Annotated in this window: 18 protein-coding genes; 9 read left to right on the top strand and 9 right to left on the bottom strand. The window is 68.4% G+C overall.

Annotated features, from left to right (window positions below; genetic code table 11):
• Positions 1-108: 108 nt before the first annotated feature.
• The 8 genes from ACP7AZ_RS11775 to ACP7AZ_RS11740 all read left to right on the top strand — a co-directional run bounded on the left by ACP7AZ_RS11775 (position 109) and on the right by ACP7AZ_RS11740 (position 6192).
• Positions 109-663 carry a F0F1 ATP synthase subunit delta gene (locus ACP7AZ_RS11775; RefSeq protein ID WP_426038840.1) on the top strand — a complete coding sequence of 185 codons (555 nt, stop codon included), beginning with the start codon at positions 109-111 and terminating at the stop codon, positions 661-663.
• Between the two features lie 100 nt (positions 664-763).
• A complete protein-coding gene (gene atpA / locus ACP7AZ_RS11770; RefSeq protein ID WP_426038839.1) occupies positions 764-2299 on the top strand; it encodes a F0F1 ATP synthase subunit alpha in 1536 nt (511 codons plus the stop codon).
• Positions 2300-2333: 34 nt separating this feature from the next.
• Positions 2334-3212, top strand: a complete 879-nt coding sequence (locus ACP7AZ_RS11765) for a F0F1 ATP synthase subunit gamma (protein ID WP_426038838.1) — start codon at positions 2334-2336, stop codon at positions 3210-3212.
• Positions 3213-3255: 43 nt separating this feature from the next.
• Positions 3256-4803 (top strand): F0F1 ATP synthase subunit beta, encoded by a 1548-nt coding sequence (gene atpD, locus ACP7AZ_RS11760; protein WP_426038837.1) that lies wholly within the window; start codon positions 3256-3258, stop codon positions 4801-4803.
• Between the two features lie 2 nt (positions 4804-4805).
• Positions 4806-5075: an ATP synthase F1 subunit epsilon gene (locus ACP7AZ_RS11755; protein ID WP_426038836.1), complete on the top strand. Its 270-nt coding sequence runs from the start codon at positions 4806-4808 to the stop codon at positions 5073-5075.
• A 15-nt stretch (positions 5076-5090) separates the two neighbouring features.
• The gene (locus ACP7AZ_RS11750) at positions 5091-5414 is read left to right on the top strand and encodes a YnfA family protein (protein WP_426038835.1); all 324 of its coding nucleotides are present in this window, start codon (positions 5091-5093) and stop codon (positions 5412-5414) included.
• Positions 5415-5507: 93 nt separating this feature from the next.
• The gene (locus ACP7AZ_RS11745) at positions 5508-5936 is read left to right on the top strand and encodes a DMT family transporter (RefSeq protein WP_426038875.1); all 429 of its coding nucleotides are present in this window, start codon (positions 5508-5510) and stop codon (positions 5934-5936) included.
• A gap of 19 nt (positions 5937-5955) precedes the next feature.
• Complete coding sequence (locus ACP7AZ_RS11740) at positions 5956-6192, top strand: DUF1272 domain-containing protein (RefSeq protein ID WP_426038834.1); 237 nt, start codon at positions 5956-5958, stop codon at positions 6190-6192.
• A gap of 106 nt (positions 6193-6298) precedes the next feature.
• Here the strand turns inward: ACP7AZ_RS11740 and ACP7AZ_RS11735 are convergent, their stop codons facing one another.
• The 8 genes from ACP7AZ_RS11735 to obgE form a co-directional block, all read right to left on the bottom strand.
• Positions 6299-6787, bottom strand: a complete 489-nt coding sequence (locus ACP7AZ_RS11735) for an RNA pyrophosphohydrolase (RefSeq protein ID WP_426038833.1) — start codon at positions 6785-6787, stop codon at positions 6299-6301.
• Positions 6788-6930: 143 nt separating this feature from the next.
• Positions 6931-8130, bottom strand: a complete 1200-nt coding sequence (locus ACP7AZ_RS11730) for a divergent polysaccharide deacetylase family protein (RefSeq protein WP_426038874.1) — start codon at positions 8128-8130, stop codon at positions 6931-6933.
• Between the two features lie 276 nt (positions 8131-8406).
• Positions 8407-9768 carry a S41 family peptidase gene (locus ACP7AZ_RS11725; protein WP_426038832.1) on the bottom strand — a complete coding sequence of 454 codons (1362 nt, stop codon included), beginning with the start codon at positions 9766-9768 and terminating at the stop codon, positions 8407-8409.
• A 179-nt stretch (positions 9769-9947) separates the two neighbouring features.
• Positions 9948-11000, bottom strand: coding sequence for a murein hydrolase activator EnvC family protein (locus tag ACP7AZ_RS11720; protein WP_426038831.1), 1053 nt, complete (start codon positions 10998-11000; stop codon positions 9948-9950).
• Positions 11000-11464, bottom strand: a complete 465-nt coding sequence (gene rlmH / locus ACP7AZ_RS11715; protein ID WP_303697093.1) for a 23S rRNA (pseudouridine(1915)-N(3))-methyltransferase RlmH — start codon at positions 11462-11464, stop codon at positions 11000-11002. The genes ACP7AZ_RS11720 and rlmH overlap by 1 nt, the downstream gene beginning before the upstream one ends.
• A gap of 12 nt (positions 11465-11476) precedes the next feature.
• Positions 11477-11977, bottom strand: coding sequence for a ribosome silencing factor (rsfS, locus tag ACP7AZ_RS11710; RefSeq protein ID WP_426038830.1), 501 nt, complete (start codon positions 11975-11977; stop codon positions 11477-11479).
• Positions 11978-12195: 218 nt separating this feature from the next.
• Positions 12196-12843 carry a nicotinate-nucleotide adenylyltransferase gene (locus ACP7AZ_RS11705; RefSeq protein ID WP_303697095.1) on the bottom strand — a complete coding sequence of 216 codons (648 nt, stop codon included), beginning with the start codon at positions 12841-12843 and terminating at the stop codon, positions 12196-12198.
• A 230-nt stretch (positions 12844-13073) separates the two neighbouring features.
• Positions 13074-14126 (bottom strand): GTPase ObgE, encoded by a 1053-nt coding sequence (gene obgE / locus ACP7AZ_RS11700; RefSeq protein ID WP_426038829.1) that lies wholly within the window; start codon positions 14124-14126, stop codon positions 13074-13076.
• Positions 14127-14287: 161 nt separating this feature from the next.
• Here obgE and ACP7AZ_RS11695 point away from each other — a divergent pair, with 161 nt between their 5' ends.
• Positions 14288-15043: a hypothetical protein gene (locus ACP7AZ_RS11695; protein WP_426038828.1), complete on the top strand. Its 756-nt coding sequence runs from the start codon at positions 14288-14290 to the stop codon at positions 15041-15043.
• A 179-nt stretch (positions 15044-15222) separates the two neighbouring features.
• Here the strand turns inward: ACP7AZ_RS11695 and lpdA are convergent, their stop codons facing one another.
• Entirely contained in the window at positions 15223-16620 is a 1398-nt protein-coding gene (gene lpdA, locus ACP7AZ_RS11690; RefSeq protein ID WP_426038827.1) for a dihydrolipoyl dehydrogenase, read from the bottom strand.
• Between the last annotated feature and the right edge of the window lie 16 nt (positions 16621-16636).

Below are 16636 nucleotides of genomic sequence, written 5' to 3'. Positions count from 1 at the left end.
CCGACGAGACGGCCCTTGGCGTGCTTTCCTTAAGCATTACAAGCCTTTGACCGGCGCGAGCTTCGCGGCCGGTCGTTTGAACAGACACGCACAGCGGACGGACAGGCCTTGGCTGACGATTTCAGAACTACGGAAGTCGGCGCGCGCTACGCACAGGCGCTGTTCGACCTGGCCCTGGAAACCGGCCGCCTGGAGGCCATTCGCGCCGACCTGAAGTCGCTGAAGGCCGCCTGGATCGAGAGCGCCGACCTGCGCCGCCTCGCCACCTCGCCGGTGATCGCCGCCGAGGACCAGCAAAAGGGCCTCGCGGCCATCGCGACCAAGGCGAAGTTCGACGCCACCACGAAGAATTTCCTCGGCCTCCTGGCCCAGAACGGCCGCGCCCGCGACCTGGGCGCCGTGATCTCCGGCTTCGAGAGCCTGTATGCGGCGCACACCGGCGTCGTCGCGGCGGAAGTCGTCTCGGCCGTGCCGCTGTCGGCCGCCCAGACCACCCATATTCGCTCGGCCCTGTCGCAGGCGCTGGGCAAGGCTCCCGAGATGACCGCCCGCGTCGATCCGTCGATCCTGGGCGGACTGAAGGTCAAGGTCGGCTCGAAGCTGTTCGACGCCTCGCTGAAGACCAAGCTCGACCAGATGAAGTTCGCCCTGAAGCGGGCCTGACCCGCTTCACACTAAAAAAGCAGCGGGCCACGGCACGCACCGAAACAAGCATGCAGCGGACCTGACGGCCCGCCCTGAAGACCAAGACAGAGAGATCCAAATGGACATCCGCGCCGCCGAGATTTCGGCCATCCTCAAGTCCCAGATCGCCAACTTCGGCGTTGAAGCCGACGTCTCGGACGTCGGTCAGGTCCTGTCGGTCGGCGACGGCATCGCCCGCATCCACGGTCTGGACAATGTCCAGGCCGGCGAGATGATCGAATTCCCCAAGGCCGGCGTTAAGGGCATGGCCCTGAACCTGGAACGCGACAACGTCGGCGCCGTGATCTTCGGCCAGGACAACCAGATCGCCGAGGGCGACGAAGTCCGCCGCCTGGGCGAGATCGTGGACGTTCCGGTCGGCAAGGGCCTGCTCGGCCGCGTCGTCAACCCGCTGGGCGAGCCGATCGACGGCAAGGGCCCGATCCAGTTCACCGAGCGTCGCCGCGTCGACGTGAAGGCTCCTGGCATCATCCCCCGCAAATCGGTTCACGAGCCGATGCAGACCGGCCTGAAGGCCATCGACACCCTGATCCCCGTCGGCCGCGGCCAGCGCGAACTGATCATCGGCGACCGTCAGGTCGGCAAGACCGCTGTGGCGATCGACACCATCCTGAACCAGAAGTCGATCAACGTCGAAGGCGCGTCGGAAGGCGAAAAACTCTACTGCATCTATGTCGCCATCGGCCAGAAGCGCTCGACCGTGGCCCAGATCGTCAAGACGCTCGAGGAGCGCGGCGCCCTGGAATACACCATCGTCGTCGCCGCCACGGCGTCCGAGCCGGCCCCGCTGCAGTTCCTGGCCCCGTTCTCGGGCACGGCCATGGGCGAGTTCTTCCGCGACAACGGCATGCACGCCCTGATCGTCTATGACGATCTGTCCAAACAGGCCGTCGCCTATCGCCAGATGTCCCTGCTGCTGCGCCGTCCGCCGGGCCGCGAAGCCTATCCGGGCGACGTCTTCTACCTGCACAGCCGCCTGCTGGAGCGTTCGGCCAAGCTGAACGAGGACAACGGTTCGGGCTCGATGACGGCCCTGCCCCTGATCGAGACCCAGGCCAACGACGTCTCGGCCTATATCCCGACCAATGTGATCTCGATCACCGACGGCCAGATCTTCCTGGAATCCGACCTGTTCTACCAGGGCATCCGCCCGGCCGTGAACGTCGGCATCTCGGTGTCGCGTGTGGGCTCCTCGGCCCAGATCAAGGCGATGAAACAGGTCGCCGGTTCGATCAAGGGCGAGCTGGCCCAGTACCGGGAGATGGCCGCCTTCGCCAAGTTCGGCTCGGACCTGGACGTCTCGACCCAGAACCTGCTGGCCCGCGGTGCGCGCCTGACGGAACTGCTGAAACAGCCCCAGTACTCGCCGCTGACGGTCGAGGAGCAGGTCGTGTCAATCTATGCCGGAACGCGCGGCTTCCTCGACAAGATCGCGGTGGCCGACATCGCCCGCTTCGAGTCCGAACTGCTGGCTCGCATGCACTCGGCCCACCAGTCGACGCTGGACGCCATCAAGACGACCAAGGCCCTGTCCAAGGAGCTGGAAGCCGAACTGAAGGCCGCCATCGAAGCCTTCGCCAAGACCTTCGCGTAAGACTGACCGGTAGGGATTAGAAGAGCACCACCCGATGGCCAGCCTCAAGGAAATGCGCAATCGGATCGGAAGCGTGAAATCCACGCAGAAGATCACGAAAGCCCTGAACATGGTCGCCGCGGCCAAGCTGAAGCGCGCCCAGGACCAGGCCGTGGCGGCGCGTCCCTATGCGCTGAAGATGGCCGCCGTGATCGCCAACCTGGCGGCCGGCGTGTCCGGCGACGGCGCGCCCAAACTCCTGGCCGGAACCGGCTCAGACAAGAAGCACCTCGTCGTCGTGGCGACGGGCGACAAGGGTCTGGCCGGCGGTTTCAACACCAATGTGATCCGGGCCGCCAAGGAACGGATCAACAGCCTGATCGCCGCCGGCAAGGACGTCCGGATCATCGCCGTGGGCCGCAAGGTCCGCGACGGCCTGACCCGCCAGTTCGGCGCCCGCATCGTGCGCACCTTCGAGCTCAGCGAGCACAAGGTCATCGGCATGGCCGCCGCCGAGCCGATCGCCGCCCTGATCGCCGAGGAGTTCGAGGCCGGTAACGCCGACGTCGTGACCCTGTTCTACAGCCGCTTCCAGTCGGTCATCTCGCAGGTCCCGACGCCGAAACAGCTGATCCCCGCCGTCGTCGATGGCGACGCCCCGCCGATCGACCTGAACGGCGCCGTCTACGACTACGAGCCCTCGGAAGAGGAAATTCTCGACGTCGTGCTGCCGCGCAACATCACCACCCAGGTGCTGGCCGCCCTGTACGAGAACCAGGCCAGCTTCTTCGGGGCCCAGATGGGCGCCATGGACAACGCCACGCGCAATGCGGGCGACCTCATCAATGCCTTGACGCTGAGCTACAACCGCAAGCGCCAGGCCCAGATCACCACCGAACTGATCGAGATCATCGCCGGCGCGGAAGCGCTCTGATCCTCCGATCCTGACAGAACACACGATAAACGGACTGCACCCGATGACCGACACCGTCGCCAAGAAACCCGCCGCCCCCAAGAAGCCCGCTGCTTCCAAGGCTCCCAAGGCTCCCGCCGCCTCCGCGACCGGCAACGCCGTCGTCACCGTCGGAACGGGCGTGGGCAAGATCGCCCAGGTCATCGGCGCCGTCGTGGACGTCGAGTTCACCGGCGAACTGCCGGCGATCCTGAACGCGCTGGAAACCCGGAACGTCGACCAGAAGACGGGCGAGCCCTTCACCCTGGTCCTGGAAGTGGCCCAGCACCTGGGTGAGAACATGGTCCGCACCATCGCCATGGACACGACCGAGGGCCTGACGCGCGGCCAGCCGGTGACCGATACGGGCACCTCGATCCTGGCTCCGGTCGGCCCGGGCACGCTCGGCCGCATCATGAATGTCGTCGGCCAGCCGATCGACGAAGCCGGTCCGATCCAGACCACGATGTACCGCCCGATCCACCGCGAGGCGCCGTCGTTCGAAGAACAATCGACGTCTTCGGAAATCCTGGTCACGGGCATCAAGGTCATCGACCTGATCTGCCCCTACACCAAGGGCGGCAAGACCGGCCTGTTCGGCGGCGCCGGCGTCGGCAAGACCGTTACGATGCAGGAACTGATCAATAACATCGCCAAGGCCTACGGCGGTTATTCGGTTCTGGCCGGCGTGGGTGAGCGCACCCGCGAAGGCAACGACCTGTATCACGAGATGATCGAGTCCAACGTGAACGTCGCCGGCGGCGGCGAAGGCTCGAAATGCGCCCTGGTCTACGGCCAGATGAACGAGCCTCCCGGAGCCCGCGCCCGCGTGGCCCTGACCGGCCTGGCCCAGGCCGAATATTTCCGCGACGAAGAGGGCAAGGACGTCCTGCTCTTCATCGACAACATCTTCCGCTTCACCCAGGCCGGTTCGGAAATGTCCGCCCTGCTGGGTCGTATCCCCTCGGCCGTGGGCTATCAGCCGACCCTGGCCACCGAGATGGGCAACCTGCAGGAACGCATCACCTCGACCAAGAAGGGCTCGATCACCTCGATCCAGGCCATCTACGTCCCCGCCGACGACCTGACCGACCCCGCGCCCGCCGCCTCCTTCGCCCACCTGGACGCGACGACCGTTCTGAACCGCGACATCGCCGCCCAGGCCATCTTCCCGGCCGTGGACCCGCTGGACTCGACCTCGCGGATCATGGACCCGCTGGTCATCGGCGAGGAACACTACCGCGTCGCCCGTTCGGTCCAGGAAGTCCTGCAGCAGTACAAGTCGCTGAAGGACATCATCGCCATCCTCGGCATGGACGAGCTGTCGGAAGAGGACAAGCTGGTCGTCTCGCGCGCCCGGAAGATCAGCCGCTTCCTGTCGCAGCCCTTCTTCGTGGCCGAGCAGTTCACCAACGCGCCGGGCAAGTTCGTGTCGCTGGAAGACACGATCCGCTCGTTCAAGGGCATCGTCGCCGGTGAATACGACCACCTGCCGGAAGCCGCCTTCTACATGGTCGGCGCGATCGAAGAGGCCGTCGAAAAGGCCGCCAAGCTCGCCGCGGACGCTGCATAAGCATGGCCGGGAAGCTTTCTTTCTCGCTGGTGTCGCCTGAGCGCGAGGTCTTCGCTGGCCTCGTCGATCAGGTCGATGCGCCGGGCGTCGAGGGCGACTTCGGCGTCCTCGCCGACCACGCCCCCTTCATGACCGCCCTGCGCGAAGGCCCGGTCACGGTGTTCGACGGCTCGTCGAAGCGCACCTTCGAGGTCAAGGGTGGCTTCGCCGACGTGACTCCCGCCGGCCTGACCATCCTGGCCGAGGCGGCGACCGAGGTCGCGGCGGCCTAGGGTCCGCGCGCCGTCATGACGGCGCTCATCTATCTGCTGGCAGCCGGCGCGGAAATCGCCGGTTGTTTTGCGTTCTGGGCCTGGCTGAGGCTGGAGCGTTCGCCGCTGTGGCTGATCCCCGGCATGGCCGCCCTGGCCCTGTTCGCCTGGCTCCTGACGCGGGTCGAGACCGATTCGGCGGGGCGGGCCTATGCGGCCTATGGCGGGGTCTATATCGCCGCGTCACTGCTGTGGCTGTGGCTGGTGGAGCATCGGGCGCCCGATCGCTGGGATATGCTCGGGGCGGGGATCTGTCTGGTCGGGGCAGGTGTGATCCTTTTCGGTCCGCGAGGGGCATGACGGTCGCCAATGTCCGTCGCCAAACCGATCAGGCGCCGACGCCAATCTCGCCAACCAGACCAATCGGCTTGATCGGGGCTAAAACGGCCCTAGATATCGGCGGCAAGACGAGGCCACGCCCTCGCCCCGACGCCGCTGGGCCTCGGGCCAAGCCCGGGACGGCCCGGCCTTTCGCAAGGAGGGCCGTATCCAATGGCCTGGGTCTATCTTCTCATCGCCGGCCTGTTCGAGATCGTCTGGGCCTATTTCATGAAACAGTCCGAGGGCTTCACCCGGCTGTGGCCCAGCCTGCTCACGCTCGGCTTTATGGCCGTCAGCTTCGCCCTGTTGTCCATGGCGATGAAGTCGCTGCCGATGGGCACGGCCTATGTCATCTGGACCGGTATCGGCGCGGTCGGGGCCTTCATCGTCGGCGTGGTGCTGCTCGGCGAGAGCCTGACGGTGCTGCGCGTGGTCGCGGCCTTGCTCGTCGTGGCCGGCCTGGTCATCTTCCGCCTGGCGCCCGGCGGTTCGTCGCACTGACGCCCATGAGGAGGTGCGGATGCTGGAGCTTCGGCCCAACTGCGAATGCTGCGACCGGGATTTGCCGCCGGAGAGCCCGGACGCGCGGATCTGCACCTTCGAATGCACCTTCTGTGCGTCGTGCGTGGCAGGTCCGCTGAACGGCGTCTGCCCCAACTGCGGGGGTAACTTCGTCTCGCGCCCGATCCGGCCGGTGGGAAAACTGGCGCGCTTTCCCGCGAGCGCACGGCGGGTCACGCGAGCGACCTGTCCCTGATTTCCGTGCACCCCGGCGAAGGCCGGGGTCCAGATCACGGATGCGGACGGCCGGGATATCGCGCCGCGCGTCGCTCATCGCCGGGGTGCGCCGGTGAGAGAGGAACTTAGGCGGCGAACTTCGAGAAGGCCGCGACCACCTGATCGTAGGCCTGCCGTTTGAACGGCACGATCAGGTCGCAGGCTTCCGACAGATCGCCCCAGCGCCAGGCGTCGAACTCGATCTCGTCGTGCTGGTCGAGGCGGATTTCGGCCTCGTCGCCGGTGAAGCGGAAGGCGAACCAGACCTGTTTCTGGCCGTCCCACGGCTTCTTGCCCTTGAGTTTGTGTTGCGCCTTCAGGGCCTCGGGGAAGTCGTAGACGATCCAGCCCTCTGTGCGACCGATCAGCTCGGCTGAGACGACGCCGGTCTCCTCCTCCAGCTCGCGCCGGGCGGCGGCCTCGATGTCCTCGCCCTTGTCGACGCCGCCCTGCGGGAACTGCCAGGCGTGCGAGCCCGCCTGTCCGGCGCGACGGCCGAACCAGACCTTGCCGTGCTGGTTGAACAGGACGACGCCGACGTTGGGACGGTGGGTGGGGTGGAGATCGCTGTTCATATCCGAGCATCCCCGCAAAGGCGGGGACCCAGTTCTGTTGTGAGGCACGCTGGGCGGGATTAGCCTCAAAGCGCGCGCAGAGCCAGCCACGGGCCTAAAGGCCCGGGGCCCCGCCTCTGAAGCGATGCAAAAGACCTTTAGGTCTACCGCCCCGGCCGCTGCGTCATCGACGACGCCGGCGCCAGTTGCAGGCCGCGGGCGTCCAGACCGGCGGTCCAGCGGGCGGCGGCCTCGACCGTGACCGGATAGGCAAAGCCAGTCCCCAGAGCCGCGCCGCGCGACTTGGCGGCGGCCTCGAGCGCATTCAGGCGGCCGATGATGGCGGCCGGTGTCTGGGTCTCGTCGATGATCGCGTCTGCGCTGGCGCGAGCCCAGGCGCCGGGCCTGCGGCGGGCCGAGCCGTCGTCAAGGAAGGCGACGCCGCGCTGGCGGAGGGTCCCGAGGAAGGCCGCCATGCCCGTGTCCGAGGTTATGAACCGGTCGCCCAGATAGTTGGTGACGCCGAAATAGCCGGTCGCCCGACCGAGCAGCCAGGCCATCCTGGCCTCGACATCGTTGGGCGTGGCGTTGGCCAGCAGGGTGTAGGGGCCGGGATCGTTGTTGGGGTAGCCGGTCGGCTCCATCGGAATCTCGATCATGACCTCGTGGCCCTGGGCGCGGGCCAGGTCGATCCAGCCCTGCAGCCCTTGGGCGTAGGGGACGAAGCTGAGGGTCACGTCCGGGGGCAGGCGTTCGATGGCGGCGCGGGTCGTGACGGCGTTGAGGCCGAGGCCGCCGACGATCAGGGCGATGCGCGGCTTGCCGTTGGGCTGGAAGGGTCGGGCATAGGCCTGGGCCGGGACGCGGCCGTCGGCGGCGATGACAGGGAGCGCGCCTTGCGGCCCGGGTTGGCTGAGACCGGCGATGGGCGCCGCCGGCAGGGGCGAGGGGGCGATCCGGGGCGCGGCGATGGCCGAGCCGCCGGCGACGGTCGCGCCGTCCGGCAGGGTGATCAGGGCGTCGCCGCCGGCCGCGCCGGTCGGATCGAGGGCGGGGTCCGCGCCCAGACCCTGCCAGGCGGCGAACCCGCCCATGGAGAAGGCTTCTAGGCCGGTGGGCGCCGGCGCCGCGACCGGGGCCTCGCGCTCGAGGGCCACGCGGGCGGTCGGGGTTCCTGCGCGGGGGTCGCCGAGAACGGTCAGGAACAGGGCCACCGTGCCCATCAGAAGAAGACCGGCCGCGCCGACGGCGACCGGCGGCTTCCTGAACACGGCGAGGGCCGACTTGAGGTCGAACTTCGGCAGCCGCCCCGTTGGCGGGGCGCCGGCCGTGGCGGCGAGGGCGGACTGACGCTTGGCGAACATGGACGAAGTACGCTCTGCAATCTGGCGGCCGGACGGATTCCGGACGGCGATCATCGCGCACGACTATGAACAGGCGGCGGTTAAGAAAGCCTAACGGCGCGTTAGGCATGTTTCAGTGTCTCCTCCCTGCGGCGCAGGCATGGGGAGGTGGCTCGGAGCGAAGCGGAGAGACGGAGGGGTTCTGCGTGCGGCAAGAACCCCTCCGTCAGCTCGCGAAGAGGCTCGCCGCCACCTCCCCATTCGCCAAGCGGCGAACAGGGAAGAGACTTGAGGGCGCTACTCTTCTTCGGTCGTGTCGATTGCGGCGACCTCGACCGACCCGTCGCTGGTCACAATGCCTTCCGGGGCGGCCGCCAACCGGGTCAGGTCGCCGCCGGCGCGCAGGACGTCGAGCGCCCGCTGGAGCTGGTAGTCGGCGTCCTTGTCATAGTCCGCACCCGGCGCCTCGCGCGGGGTGTGGGCGCCCTTGCGCTCGGCGCCGATGGAGGCGTCCAGCGCGGTCGCATAGGCGGCCTCGGAGTAGATGAAGCTTGAGCGGGACACGATCCGGGCTTCGGCCTCGGTGCGGGCGACCTCAAGGTCGGGCTCGATGCCGATCTTCTGGATCGAGGCGCCGGACGGGGTGTAGTAGCGCGCCGTCGTGATCGACAGGGCCCCGTCGCGGCCGCCGCCCAGCGGGATGACGGTCTGGACCGACCCCTTGCCGAAGCTGGTCAGGCCGACCAGCGTGGCCCGTTCCTGATCCTTCAGGGCGCCGGCGACGATCTCGGACGCCGAGGCGGAGCCGTAGTTGATCAGCACCACCAGAGGCAGGCCGCCGGTCAGGTCGCCCGGGCGGGCGGCGTAGCGTTCGATCTGCTCGGGTTTGCGACCGCGCTGGCTGACGATCTCGCCGCGTTCGAGGAAGGCGTCGGAGACGTCGATGGCCGCCGTCAGCAGGCCGCCGCCGTTGTTGCGCAGGTCGAGCACGAAGCCCTTCACCGCCGGGTTGTCGCGCCGGATCTTCCCGATCGCCTCGGTCAGTTCGCGGCCGGTGTTTTCGTTGAAGGTCGAGATGCGCAGATAGCCGAAGTCGCCCTCCATGCGGCTGGTGACCGATTCGACCTTGATGACCTCGCGCACCAGGGTCACCTCGAGCGGCTCCTCGCCGTCGCGCAGGAAGGTGACAGAGACCGAGGTGCCCATGGCGCCGCGCAGTTTCTCCGACACCTGGGTCACGGTCAGGCCCGAGGCGTTCTGGCCCTCGATGGCCGAGATGATGTCGCCGGCCTGGACGCCGGCGCGGGCGGCGGGGCTGCCGTCCATCGGCGAGATGACCTTGACCAGGCCGCCCTCGGCCGTGATCGTCAGGCCGACGCCTGAATATTCGCCCGAGGTCCGCTCCTGCAGGTCCTCGAACCCCTGCGGCGGCAGATAGTTGGAGTGCGGGTCGAGCGCGGTCATCATGCCCGCCAGGGCCGCCTCGATCAGCTTCTTGTTGTCGACCGGAACGACATAGGCCTGTTCCACCACCGCCAGCACGTCGCCGAACAGCTGCAGCATACGGAAGGTTTCGTTGCGTGGCGTCTGGCTGGCGACGGTCACGCCGCTGAGGCCAAGAGCCGCGACGGCGGCGCCGACGATGAGCAGTTTACGCATTCGGTCTCTTTCGGAGCCGCCGGAGCAGCAGAGGGCTAAGTGAGTCGAGCTTAGGGCCTAGGACCACACGACCAAATCGTGGCGGTCCCGCGTTCAGTGGATAAAATCAGCGTCATGTCGGCTTGGGAAGCGGTTTCGCCAGGTCGCGCCCGGTGACGAGGGCCGGGGCCATGGCCCCCTCACAGATACGGCGCTGGATCCACGGCCCGATCCTCCCGGCGCAGTTCGAAATAGACCTCGCCGCCGCGCGCGGTCGAGCCCAGACCCTGGCCGTCCGCCACCCGCTCGCCCGTCTCTACGGAGAGGGTGTCGAGGCCGGCGACCACGGCGCGCCAGCCGCCGCCGAGATCCAGGATGACCACCTCGCCCCAGCCGCTGAGCGGGCCGGCATGATCGACTCGGCCTGCGGCGGGGGAGGCGACTGCACCGGCGGGAGCGGCCCAGCGCAGGCCCTGTCCCGACTTCGCCAGAGGCGCGCCGCTGACCGGCGCGGTGAGGCGGGTGCGACCGCCGGGCAGGCGGGTGGACGGCGTGGGCGCGTCGGTGACCGTCGCGGGGCGGCCGCCGAGGTTGCGGATCCGGGTCTCCAGGGCGGCTGCGGCGCGCTCGGCCAGGGCGGCGTCGGCGCGCAGCACGGCCAGCAGGGCGGTGCGGCGGCCGGACAGGTCCTCGATCTCCGCGCGGCGGTCGCCCTGGGCGCTTTCGGTGGTCAGGAGGCGTTCGCTGGACAGGACGGCGAGGCGGCGGATGCGGACGACCTCGGCCTGACGCGTGGCGAAGGCGGCGGCGCGGCGCTGCATCTCCGGGGCCATGGCCCTCATCAGGATGGCGGCGCGGACGGTGTCGACGGCGCGGTCGGCGGGGATCAGCAACGGCGGCGGCGGCTTGCGGCTCATCATCTGCAGGGCGGACAGGAGCCGGCCCTGACCGTCGCGGGCCTGGGCCAGTTCGGCGACGATGGCGGCCTCGCGCCGGCCCAGGTCGCGCAGCCGCTGGCGCTGGGCGGACAACTGCATGTCATCGGCGGTCTGGTCGCTGCGCAGGGTCGCCAGTTCGCGGTCCAGGCCGGTGATCTCGGTCTGGGCGTCGCGGGCGTCGGCGCGCAGGCGCCGCGCGCGCACCTGTTCGTCGCGGTACTGGGCCTGAAGCTGTTCGAGGTCGTCCTGGACCGAGGCTGCAGCGGGCAGGCCGGACAGGGCGATCAGGATAGACAGGACGGCGGCGCGGTTCATCAGTCCCGATGATAGGGTGATCCGGCCAGGATCGTCACCGCGCGATAGAGCTGTTCGGCCAGCATGGCCCGCGCCAGGGCGTGGGGCCAGGTCTGGGGTCCGAAGGCCAGGGTCGATCCGGCGGCGGCGAGCACGCCGGCGTCCAGCCCGTCCGCCCCACCGATGACGAAGACCAGCCGCCGCTCGCCCCGGTCGCGCAGGGTCGCGATATGGTCGGCGAAGGCGCGGCTGGAGTACGTCTTGCCGCGCTCGTCGCAGGCGATCAGGTGCGCGCCGTCGGCCGCCGCCAGCAGCAGTTCGGCTTCCGGCGCCTTGCCGGTCTTGCGGGGTTCGAGGTCGATCAGATCAAGCGGGCCGAGGCCCAGCACCCGGCCGGCCGCCGTCGCCCGGGCCGCATAGTCCGAGGCGAGCGTCGCCTCGGGCCCGCGTCCCGGCTTGCCGATCGCGGCGATGGCCAGCTTCATCCCGGAGGATGCTTACGCGTTGGCGGTGCGGTGGGCGCTGTCGACGGCCCAGATCTTTTCGATGTTGTAGAACATCCGCACTTCGGGCCGGAACAGGTGGACGATGACGTCGCCGGCATCGATCAGAACCCAGTCGCAGTGCGGCAGGCCCTCGACCTTGGCGCGGCCAAGACCCTGTTCCTTCAGCGTGCGCAGAAGGTGGTCGGCGAGCGCGCCGACATGGCGGTGCGACCGGCCCGAGGCCACGATCATGCTGTCGGCCATGGGCGACTTGCCCCTCAGGTCGATCAGGACGATGTCCTGGGCCTTGTCGTCGTCCAGCTTGGTCAGCAAGGCGATTTCAAGCGGGGTGGCGCCGGTCGGGACGACGCCCTGACGGTCGAAGTTCGAGGGGTCGTCGCCGCCGTCGTCCGCGCTGAACAGCGGGAAGTCTTCGGCGGAATCGTCGGAGAGGTCTTCGTCGTGACCGTCTTCGGCCCCGTCTTCTGAGTGGATGGGCGCGATCGGCTCCATCTCATGGGCCGTGTTCGAAACGGCGTCTTCTTGCGCGTCGTGCGCGGGCGAGGGGGTCAGCGGAAGGCTCCGGGCGGGTTCACTAAAGAGGCTCTCTAGCACGAAAGCCCGAAAACGTCACCCGGTGGCTTTTTAGTTGGCTAACGCTCGACGCGCCCCCCGGTCCGATCTCCGATCGGCCGGAGGACAGGCTCTGTCTCGCTGCTTGAGCCGTAAGGTCATTTCTGGGCCCGCAAGGCCGTGGACGAACTGGGGTTCAGCGGCGCCGTCAGATAGGTCCAGGCGGGAGCCGCCATCGTGGGCAACAGGCGCGCCTCGTTGGACGAAACCCGGTGGCCGGCGAAGCGGCGGGCGGCGGGGGCGGCGCGGCTTTCAAGCAGGCTGCCCGGCCGGGCGATCACGGCCACCGGCATCATCCGCATGATGTCGGTCCAGCCCCGCCAGCAATGGAAATTCGCCAGATTGTCGGAGCCCATCAGCCAGACGAAATGCACGCCGGGGTGACGCAGTTTGAGCGCGCGCAGGGTGTCGATAGTCCAGGTCGTGCCGACGCGGGTCTCGAAGTCGGAGACCACCATGTGCGGGCCGCGCGCGAAGGTCTCGGCCGAGGCCATGCGATCGGCCAGGGGCGCGGTCTGGCGCCTGTCCTTCAGCGGGTTCTGGGGCGAGACCAGCCAGATCACGCGGTCGAGATCCATCCGCTGGACCGCCGTCTCCGCCACATGGGCATGCCCGTCGTGGGCCGGATTGAACGAGCCGCCGAACAGCCCGACCTTCATCCCGGCGGCCAGGCCCAGGCCGTCTCTCAGCGCCCCTGATCGGGGGCCGCTCGCCTGGGGCGCGGGACCGGCGTGAAAGAAGGACAAGGCGGGCGGGCTCGCGTCGGACTTATGCTCACGGATGAGCAAACGAAAGCGCAGCTAACACGACGTCGGTCGGCTTGTCGCGGTCAGCCGCCGGTCTTGTTGACCGTCTCGCCGATGACGCCGGCGTCGGGGCCGGCGAGCCAGACCCGGACCGTCGCCATGCGGCTCGACCGCCCCCGCCCGACTTGCTGCGCACAGCCGCCCTCCCCCAGGGGGGAGGGGAGGGCTCTCTAGGGCTTCCAGCCGTCGGCGAAGACCTCGATCTCGTCGCCCTCTTCGTCGATCTCGCCGCGCGTCTTGCGGACCTCGGCCCAGGCGGCGCGGAGCAGTTCCGGCACGCCTTCGCCGGAGACGCCGGAGACCATCATCGGGCGGCGGCCGGCGACGGCCTCCAGCTCGGCGGCCTTCTCCTCGCGCGCCTCGGGGGTCAGGGCGTCGATCTTGTTGAGGGCCAGGATCTCCTGCTTGTCGCCCAGACCTTCGCCGTAGGCGTCGAGCTCGCCCCGGATGATGCGGTAGGCCTCGGCCACATCGTCCTGGGTGCCGTCGATCAGGTGGATCAGGGAGGCCGAGCGTTCGACGTGACCGAGGAAACGGGTGCCGAGACCGGCGCCTTCCGAGGCCCCCTCGATCAGGCCGGGGATGTCGGCGATGACGAACCGTTCCCCGGGGCTAAGGTCAACCATGCCGAGGTTGGGGGCCAGGGTCGTGAACGGATAGTCGGCGATCTTGGGCCGCGCCGCCGAGGCGGCGGCGAGGAAGGTCGACTTGCCGGCGTTGGGCAGGCCGGCCAGACCGATGTCGGCGATCAGCTTGAGCCGCAGCCAGATCCACATCTCCTGGCCTTCCTGGCCGGGGTTGGCGTGGCGCGGGGCCTGGTTCTGCGGACCCTTGAAGCGGACATTGCCCCAGCCGCCGTTGCCGCCAGAGAGCAGCAGTTCCTTCTGGCCGACCTCGACCATGTCGAGCACGACGGTTTCCTTGTCCTCGCCCAGCACCTGGGTGCCGACGGGGACCTTGAGGACGACGTCTTCGCCCCGGGCGCCGTGCATCTGGCGACCCATGCCGTGGGTCCCTGTCGGGGCCTTGAAATGCTGCTGGTAGCGGTAGTCGATCAGGGTGTTCAGCCCGTCGACGGCCTCGACCCAGACGTTGCCGCCATTGCCGCCGTCGCCGCCGTCCGGCCCGCCGTTGGGGATGAATTTCTCGCGCCGGAATGAGACGGAGCCCGCGCCGCCGTTGCCGGAACGAATGTAGATCTTGGCCTGGTCGAGAAACTTCATCGGGGATTTCTAAGTAGGGGCGCGGACGCGTGCGACGCGATCGCGCGCGTCTTGAGGGCGGCCCATAGCCCAAGAGAGCGGCGATTTACAGGCAGGCCGCTTAAGCGGATCGAAAGCGGTCGTCGTCCAGGATCATCGAGAACACAGAAGGAGAGATCAGAATGATCTCGCTGACGACCTCGGCGACCCAGCCGCTGCCGTTCTGGCGCACTCCCTTGCCGGGGCAGGCGAAAACGCCTCAGGACGCGTCGCCGGGCTTCGGCCTGCCGTCCCTCTCCGACATGCGCGACGCGCAGAAGTCGATGAAGAAGGAGATGGCGGCCAAAAAGGTCCAGGCCGTGCGTGAACGCCGCGACGCCCTGATGCTGATGGTCAAGATCGACCCCAGGGCGGCGCTGAAGATGACGGCCGAACTGGCGAAGGAGCTGAAATCGGCGGTGAAGGACTATGTCGAGGCCGGCGGCAGGAACGTGACCGACGGCGAGATGGCGATGATGCGCCGGGACGCGAAGGACGCCCGCGAGGCCGCCGACGCGGCGCTGAAGGGGCTGCCCCCGGAACCGAAGGATGCCGAGGTCGAGGCTCCGACGGTCGATGCGGAGATGAAGCGGGCGCAGGCCGCCTATGCCGCCGCCTTCGACATCGCCGACGGGCGCGACGAGACGGCGGACCGGGCCGAAGCCGTGTTCGGCGCGGCCATGGTCGACCAGGGCTTCTTCGAGCAGGTGAAGATGGCGCTCGGTGAGCTCAAGGAAGCGCGCGAGAAGATCAAGGCCGACCGGGCCAACCCGAAATCGCCGGACAGGGACGACTGGAAGGCGGCCGACAAGGACATGGCTGAGCTGGAGAAGGCTCTGGATTTCGCTCCGACGGGGATGCCCGGGCTGGTTTCGGGCGGGGCGTCGGTCAAGGCCTGACCTGCCCTGGGTCTCCACGCGTGTCTGTGCCTCCCCGAGGGGGCCGTCCCGAGGCGCCAGACCGACGTCGCCAAACCCCAACTGCCCCGTCCGCTTCACCGACAGCGCAAAGCCTCCGTCAAGGACAGGGACTCACAGACAGGGAATAACGCAGCGGCCCGATAGGGAGGGGCAGGGGGTCAGATGTGGATGGCGTGGCCCAGCGCCCTCAGGCTCGCCTCGTGGAAGGCCTCGCCGAGGGTCGGGTGGACGTGGATGATCCCCGCGACATCCTCCAGCACGGCGCCCATCTCCAGCATCTGGGCGAAGCTGTTGGACAGTTCGGCGACGTGCTGGCCGACGGCCTGGACGCCGAGCAGGCGGTGGTCGTCCTTTGACGCGAGCACGCGCACGAAGCCGCCGTCCTCGGCCGCCTCGATGGCGAGCGCCCGGCCGATGGCGGCCAGCGGGAAGACAGCGGTGATCACGTCGTCGCGTCCTGCGACGTCGAGCGGCCCGAGGCCCGCCGAGACAATCTCCGGCTCCGTGAAACAGACGGCGGCGATGGTCACGGGGTCGAAGCGCTTGTCGTGGCCGGCGATGATCTCGGCCACGACCTCGCCCTGGGCCGAGCCCTTGTGGGCCAGCATGGGTTCGCCGGTCAGGTCGCCGACGGCCCAGACGTTCCTCATCGAGGTGGCGCAACGGTCGTCGGTCTTCACGAACGGCCCGGCCATGGCGACACCCATGTTTTCCAGACCCCAGCCGGCGGTGCGAGGACGACGCCCGACGGTGACCAGCACCTTGTCGGCGTCGAGCGACAGAGGCTCGCCCTCCTTCGTGTTGATCGACAGTTTCCCGTCCCCGAACCCGCCGGCCCGGGCGCCGAGGTGCATCTCGACCCCGTGGTCGGTCAGCCACTTCATGACCGGGTCGGTCAGGGCCTTGTCGTAGAGCGGCAGGATGCGCTCGGCCATCTCGACGATGGCGACCTGGGCCCCCAGTTTGCGGTAGGCGATGCCCAGCTCCAGACCGATATAGCCGCCGCCGACCACGACCAGTTTCCCCGGCACGGCGTCCAGCGACAGGGCCTCGGTCGAGGAGACGACGTCGCCGCCGAACGGCAGGAAGGGCAGTTCTACGGGCTCGGACCCCGTCGCCAGGATGACGTGCTCGGCCGTGATCGTAATCGGGCCGTCGGCGGTCTCGACGCGGCAGGTCTTGGCGTCCTCGAAGGTCGCCCATCCCTTGATGACCTTGACCTTCGCCTTCTTCAGCAGGGCCGTGACGCCGTTGTTCAGCTTACGGACGATCCCGTCCTTCCAGGCGACGGTCTTCGACAGATCGATCGCCGGCTCCGACGCCGTGATGCCCAGGGTGCCTTCGCCGGCGGCCTTCGACACGGTCTCGAACTTCGAGGCCGCGTGGATGATCGCCTTGGACGGAATACAGCCGACGTTCAGGCAGGTGCCGCCCAGCCCGTCGCCGCCGTCGACGAGGACGGTGTCCAGCCCCAGCTGGCCGCAGCGGATGCCCGCGACATAGCCGCCGGTGCCCGCGCCGATGATGAGGACTTTGGTCTTCAGGGTCTGGGTCATGCGTCGTCGATACTCG

Source organism: Brevundimonas sp. DC300-4 (genome assembly GCF_049897365.1).
In the GTDB taxonomy this organism is placed as follows: Bacteria; Pseudomonadota; Alphaproteobacteria; order Caulobacterales; family Caulobacteraceae; genus Brevundimonas.
Note: the sequence above shows the minus strand (reverse complement) of the source record. Positions and strands in the feature narration are given on the sequence as shown.

Excerpts from the sequence above, each read along its gene's own strand:
- atpA (WP_426038839.1), top strand. The coding sequence starts at position 764 with ATGGACATCCGCGCCGCCGAGATTTCGGCCATCCTCAAGTCCCAGATC.
- ACP7AZ_RS11765 (WP_426038838.1), top strand. The coding sequence starts at position 2,334 with ATGGCCAGCCTCAAGGAAATGCGCAATCGGATCGGAAGCGTGAAATCC.
- atpD (WP_426038837.1), top strand. The coding sequence starts at position 3,256 with ATGACCGACACCGTCGCCAAGAAACCCGCCGCCCCCAAGAAGCCCGCT.
- ACP7AZ_RS11755 (WP_426038836.1), top strand. The coding sequence starts at position 4,806 with ATGGCCGGGAAGCTTTCTTTCTCGCTGGTGTCGCCTGAGCGCGAGGTC.
- ACP7AZ_RS11750 (WP_426038835.1), top strand. The coding sequence starts at position 5,091 with ATGACGGCGCTCATCTATCTGCTGGCAGCCGGCGCGGAAATCGCCGGT.
- ACP7AZ_RS11740 (WP_426038834.1), top strand. The coding sequence starts at position 5,956 with ATGCTGGAGCTTCGGCCCAACTGCGAATGCTGCGACCGGGATTTGCCG.
- ACP7AZ_RS11735 (WP_426038833.1), bottom strand. The coding sequence starts at position 6,787 with ATGAACAGCGATCTCCACCCCACCCACCGTCCCAACGTCGGCGTCGTC.
- ACP7AZ_RS11730 (WP_426038874.1), bottom strand. The coding sequence starts at position 8,130 with ATGTTCGCCAAGCGTCAGTCCGCCCTCGCCGCCACGGCCGGCGCCCCG.
- ACP7AZ_RS11725 (WP_426038832.1), bottom strand. The coding sequence starts at position 9,768 with ATGCGTAAACTGCTCATCGTCGGCGCCGCCGTCGCGGCTCTTGGCCTC.
- ACP7AZ_RS11720 (WP_426038831.1), bottom strand. The coding sequence starts at position 11,000 with ATGAACCGCGCCGCCGTCCTGTCTATCCTGATCGCCCTGTCCGGCCTG.
- rlmH (WP_303697093.1), bottom strand. The coding sequence starts at position 11,464 with ATGAAGCTGGCCATCGCCGCGATCGGCAAGCCGGGACGCGGGCCCGAG.
- rsfS (WP_426038830.1), bottom strand. The coding sequence starts at position 11,977 with ATGGAGCCGATCGCGCCCATCCACTCAGAAGACGGGGCCGAAGACGGT.
- obgE (WP_426038829.1), bottom strand. The coding sequence starts at position 14,126 with ATGAAGTTTCTCGACCAGGCCAAGATCTACATTCGTTCCGGCAACGGC.
- ACP7AZ_RS11695 (WP_426038828.1), top strand. The coding sequence starts at position 14,288 with ATGATCTCGCTGACGACCTCGGCGACCCAGCCGCTGCCGTTCTGGCGC.
- lpdA (WP_426038827.1), bottom strand. The coding sequence starts at position 16,620 with ATGACCCAGACCCTGAAGACCAAAGTCCTCATCATCGGCGCGGGCACC.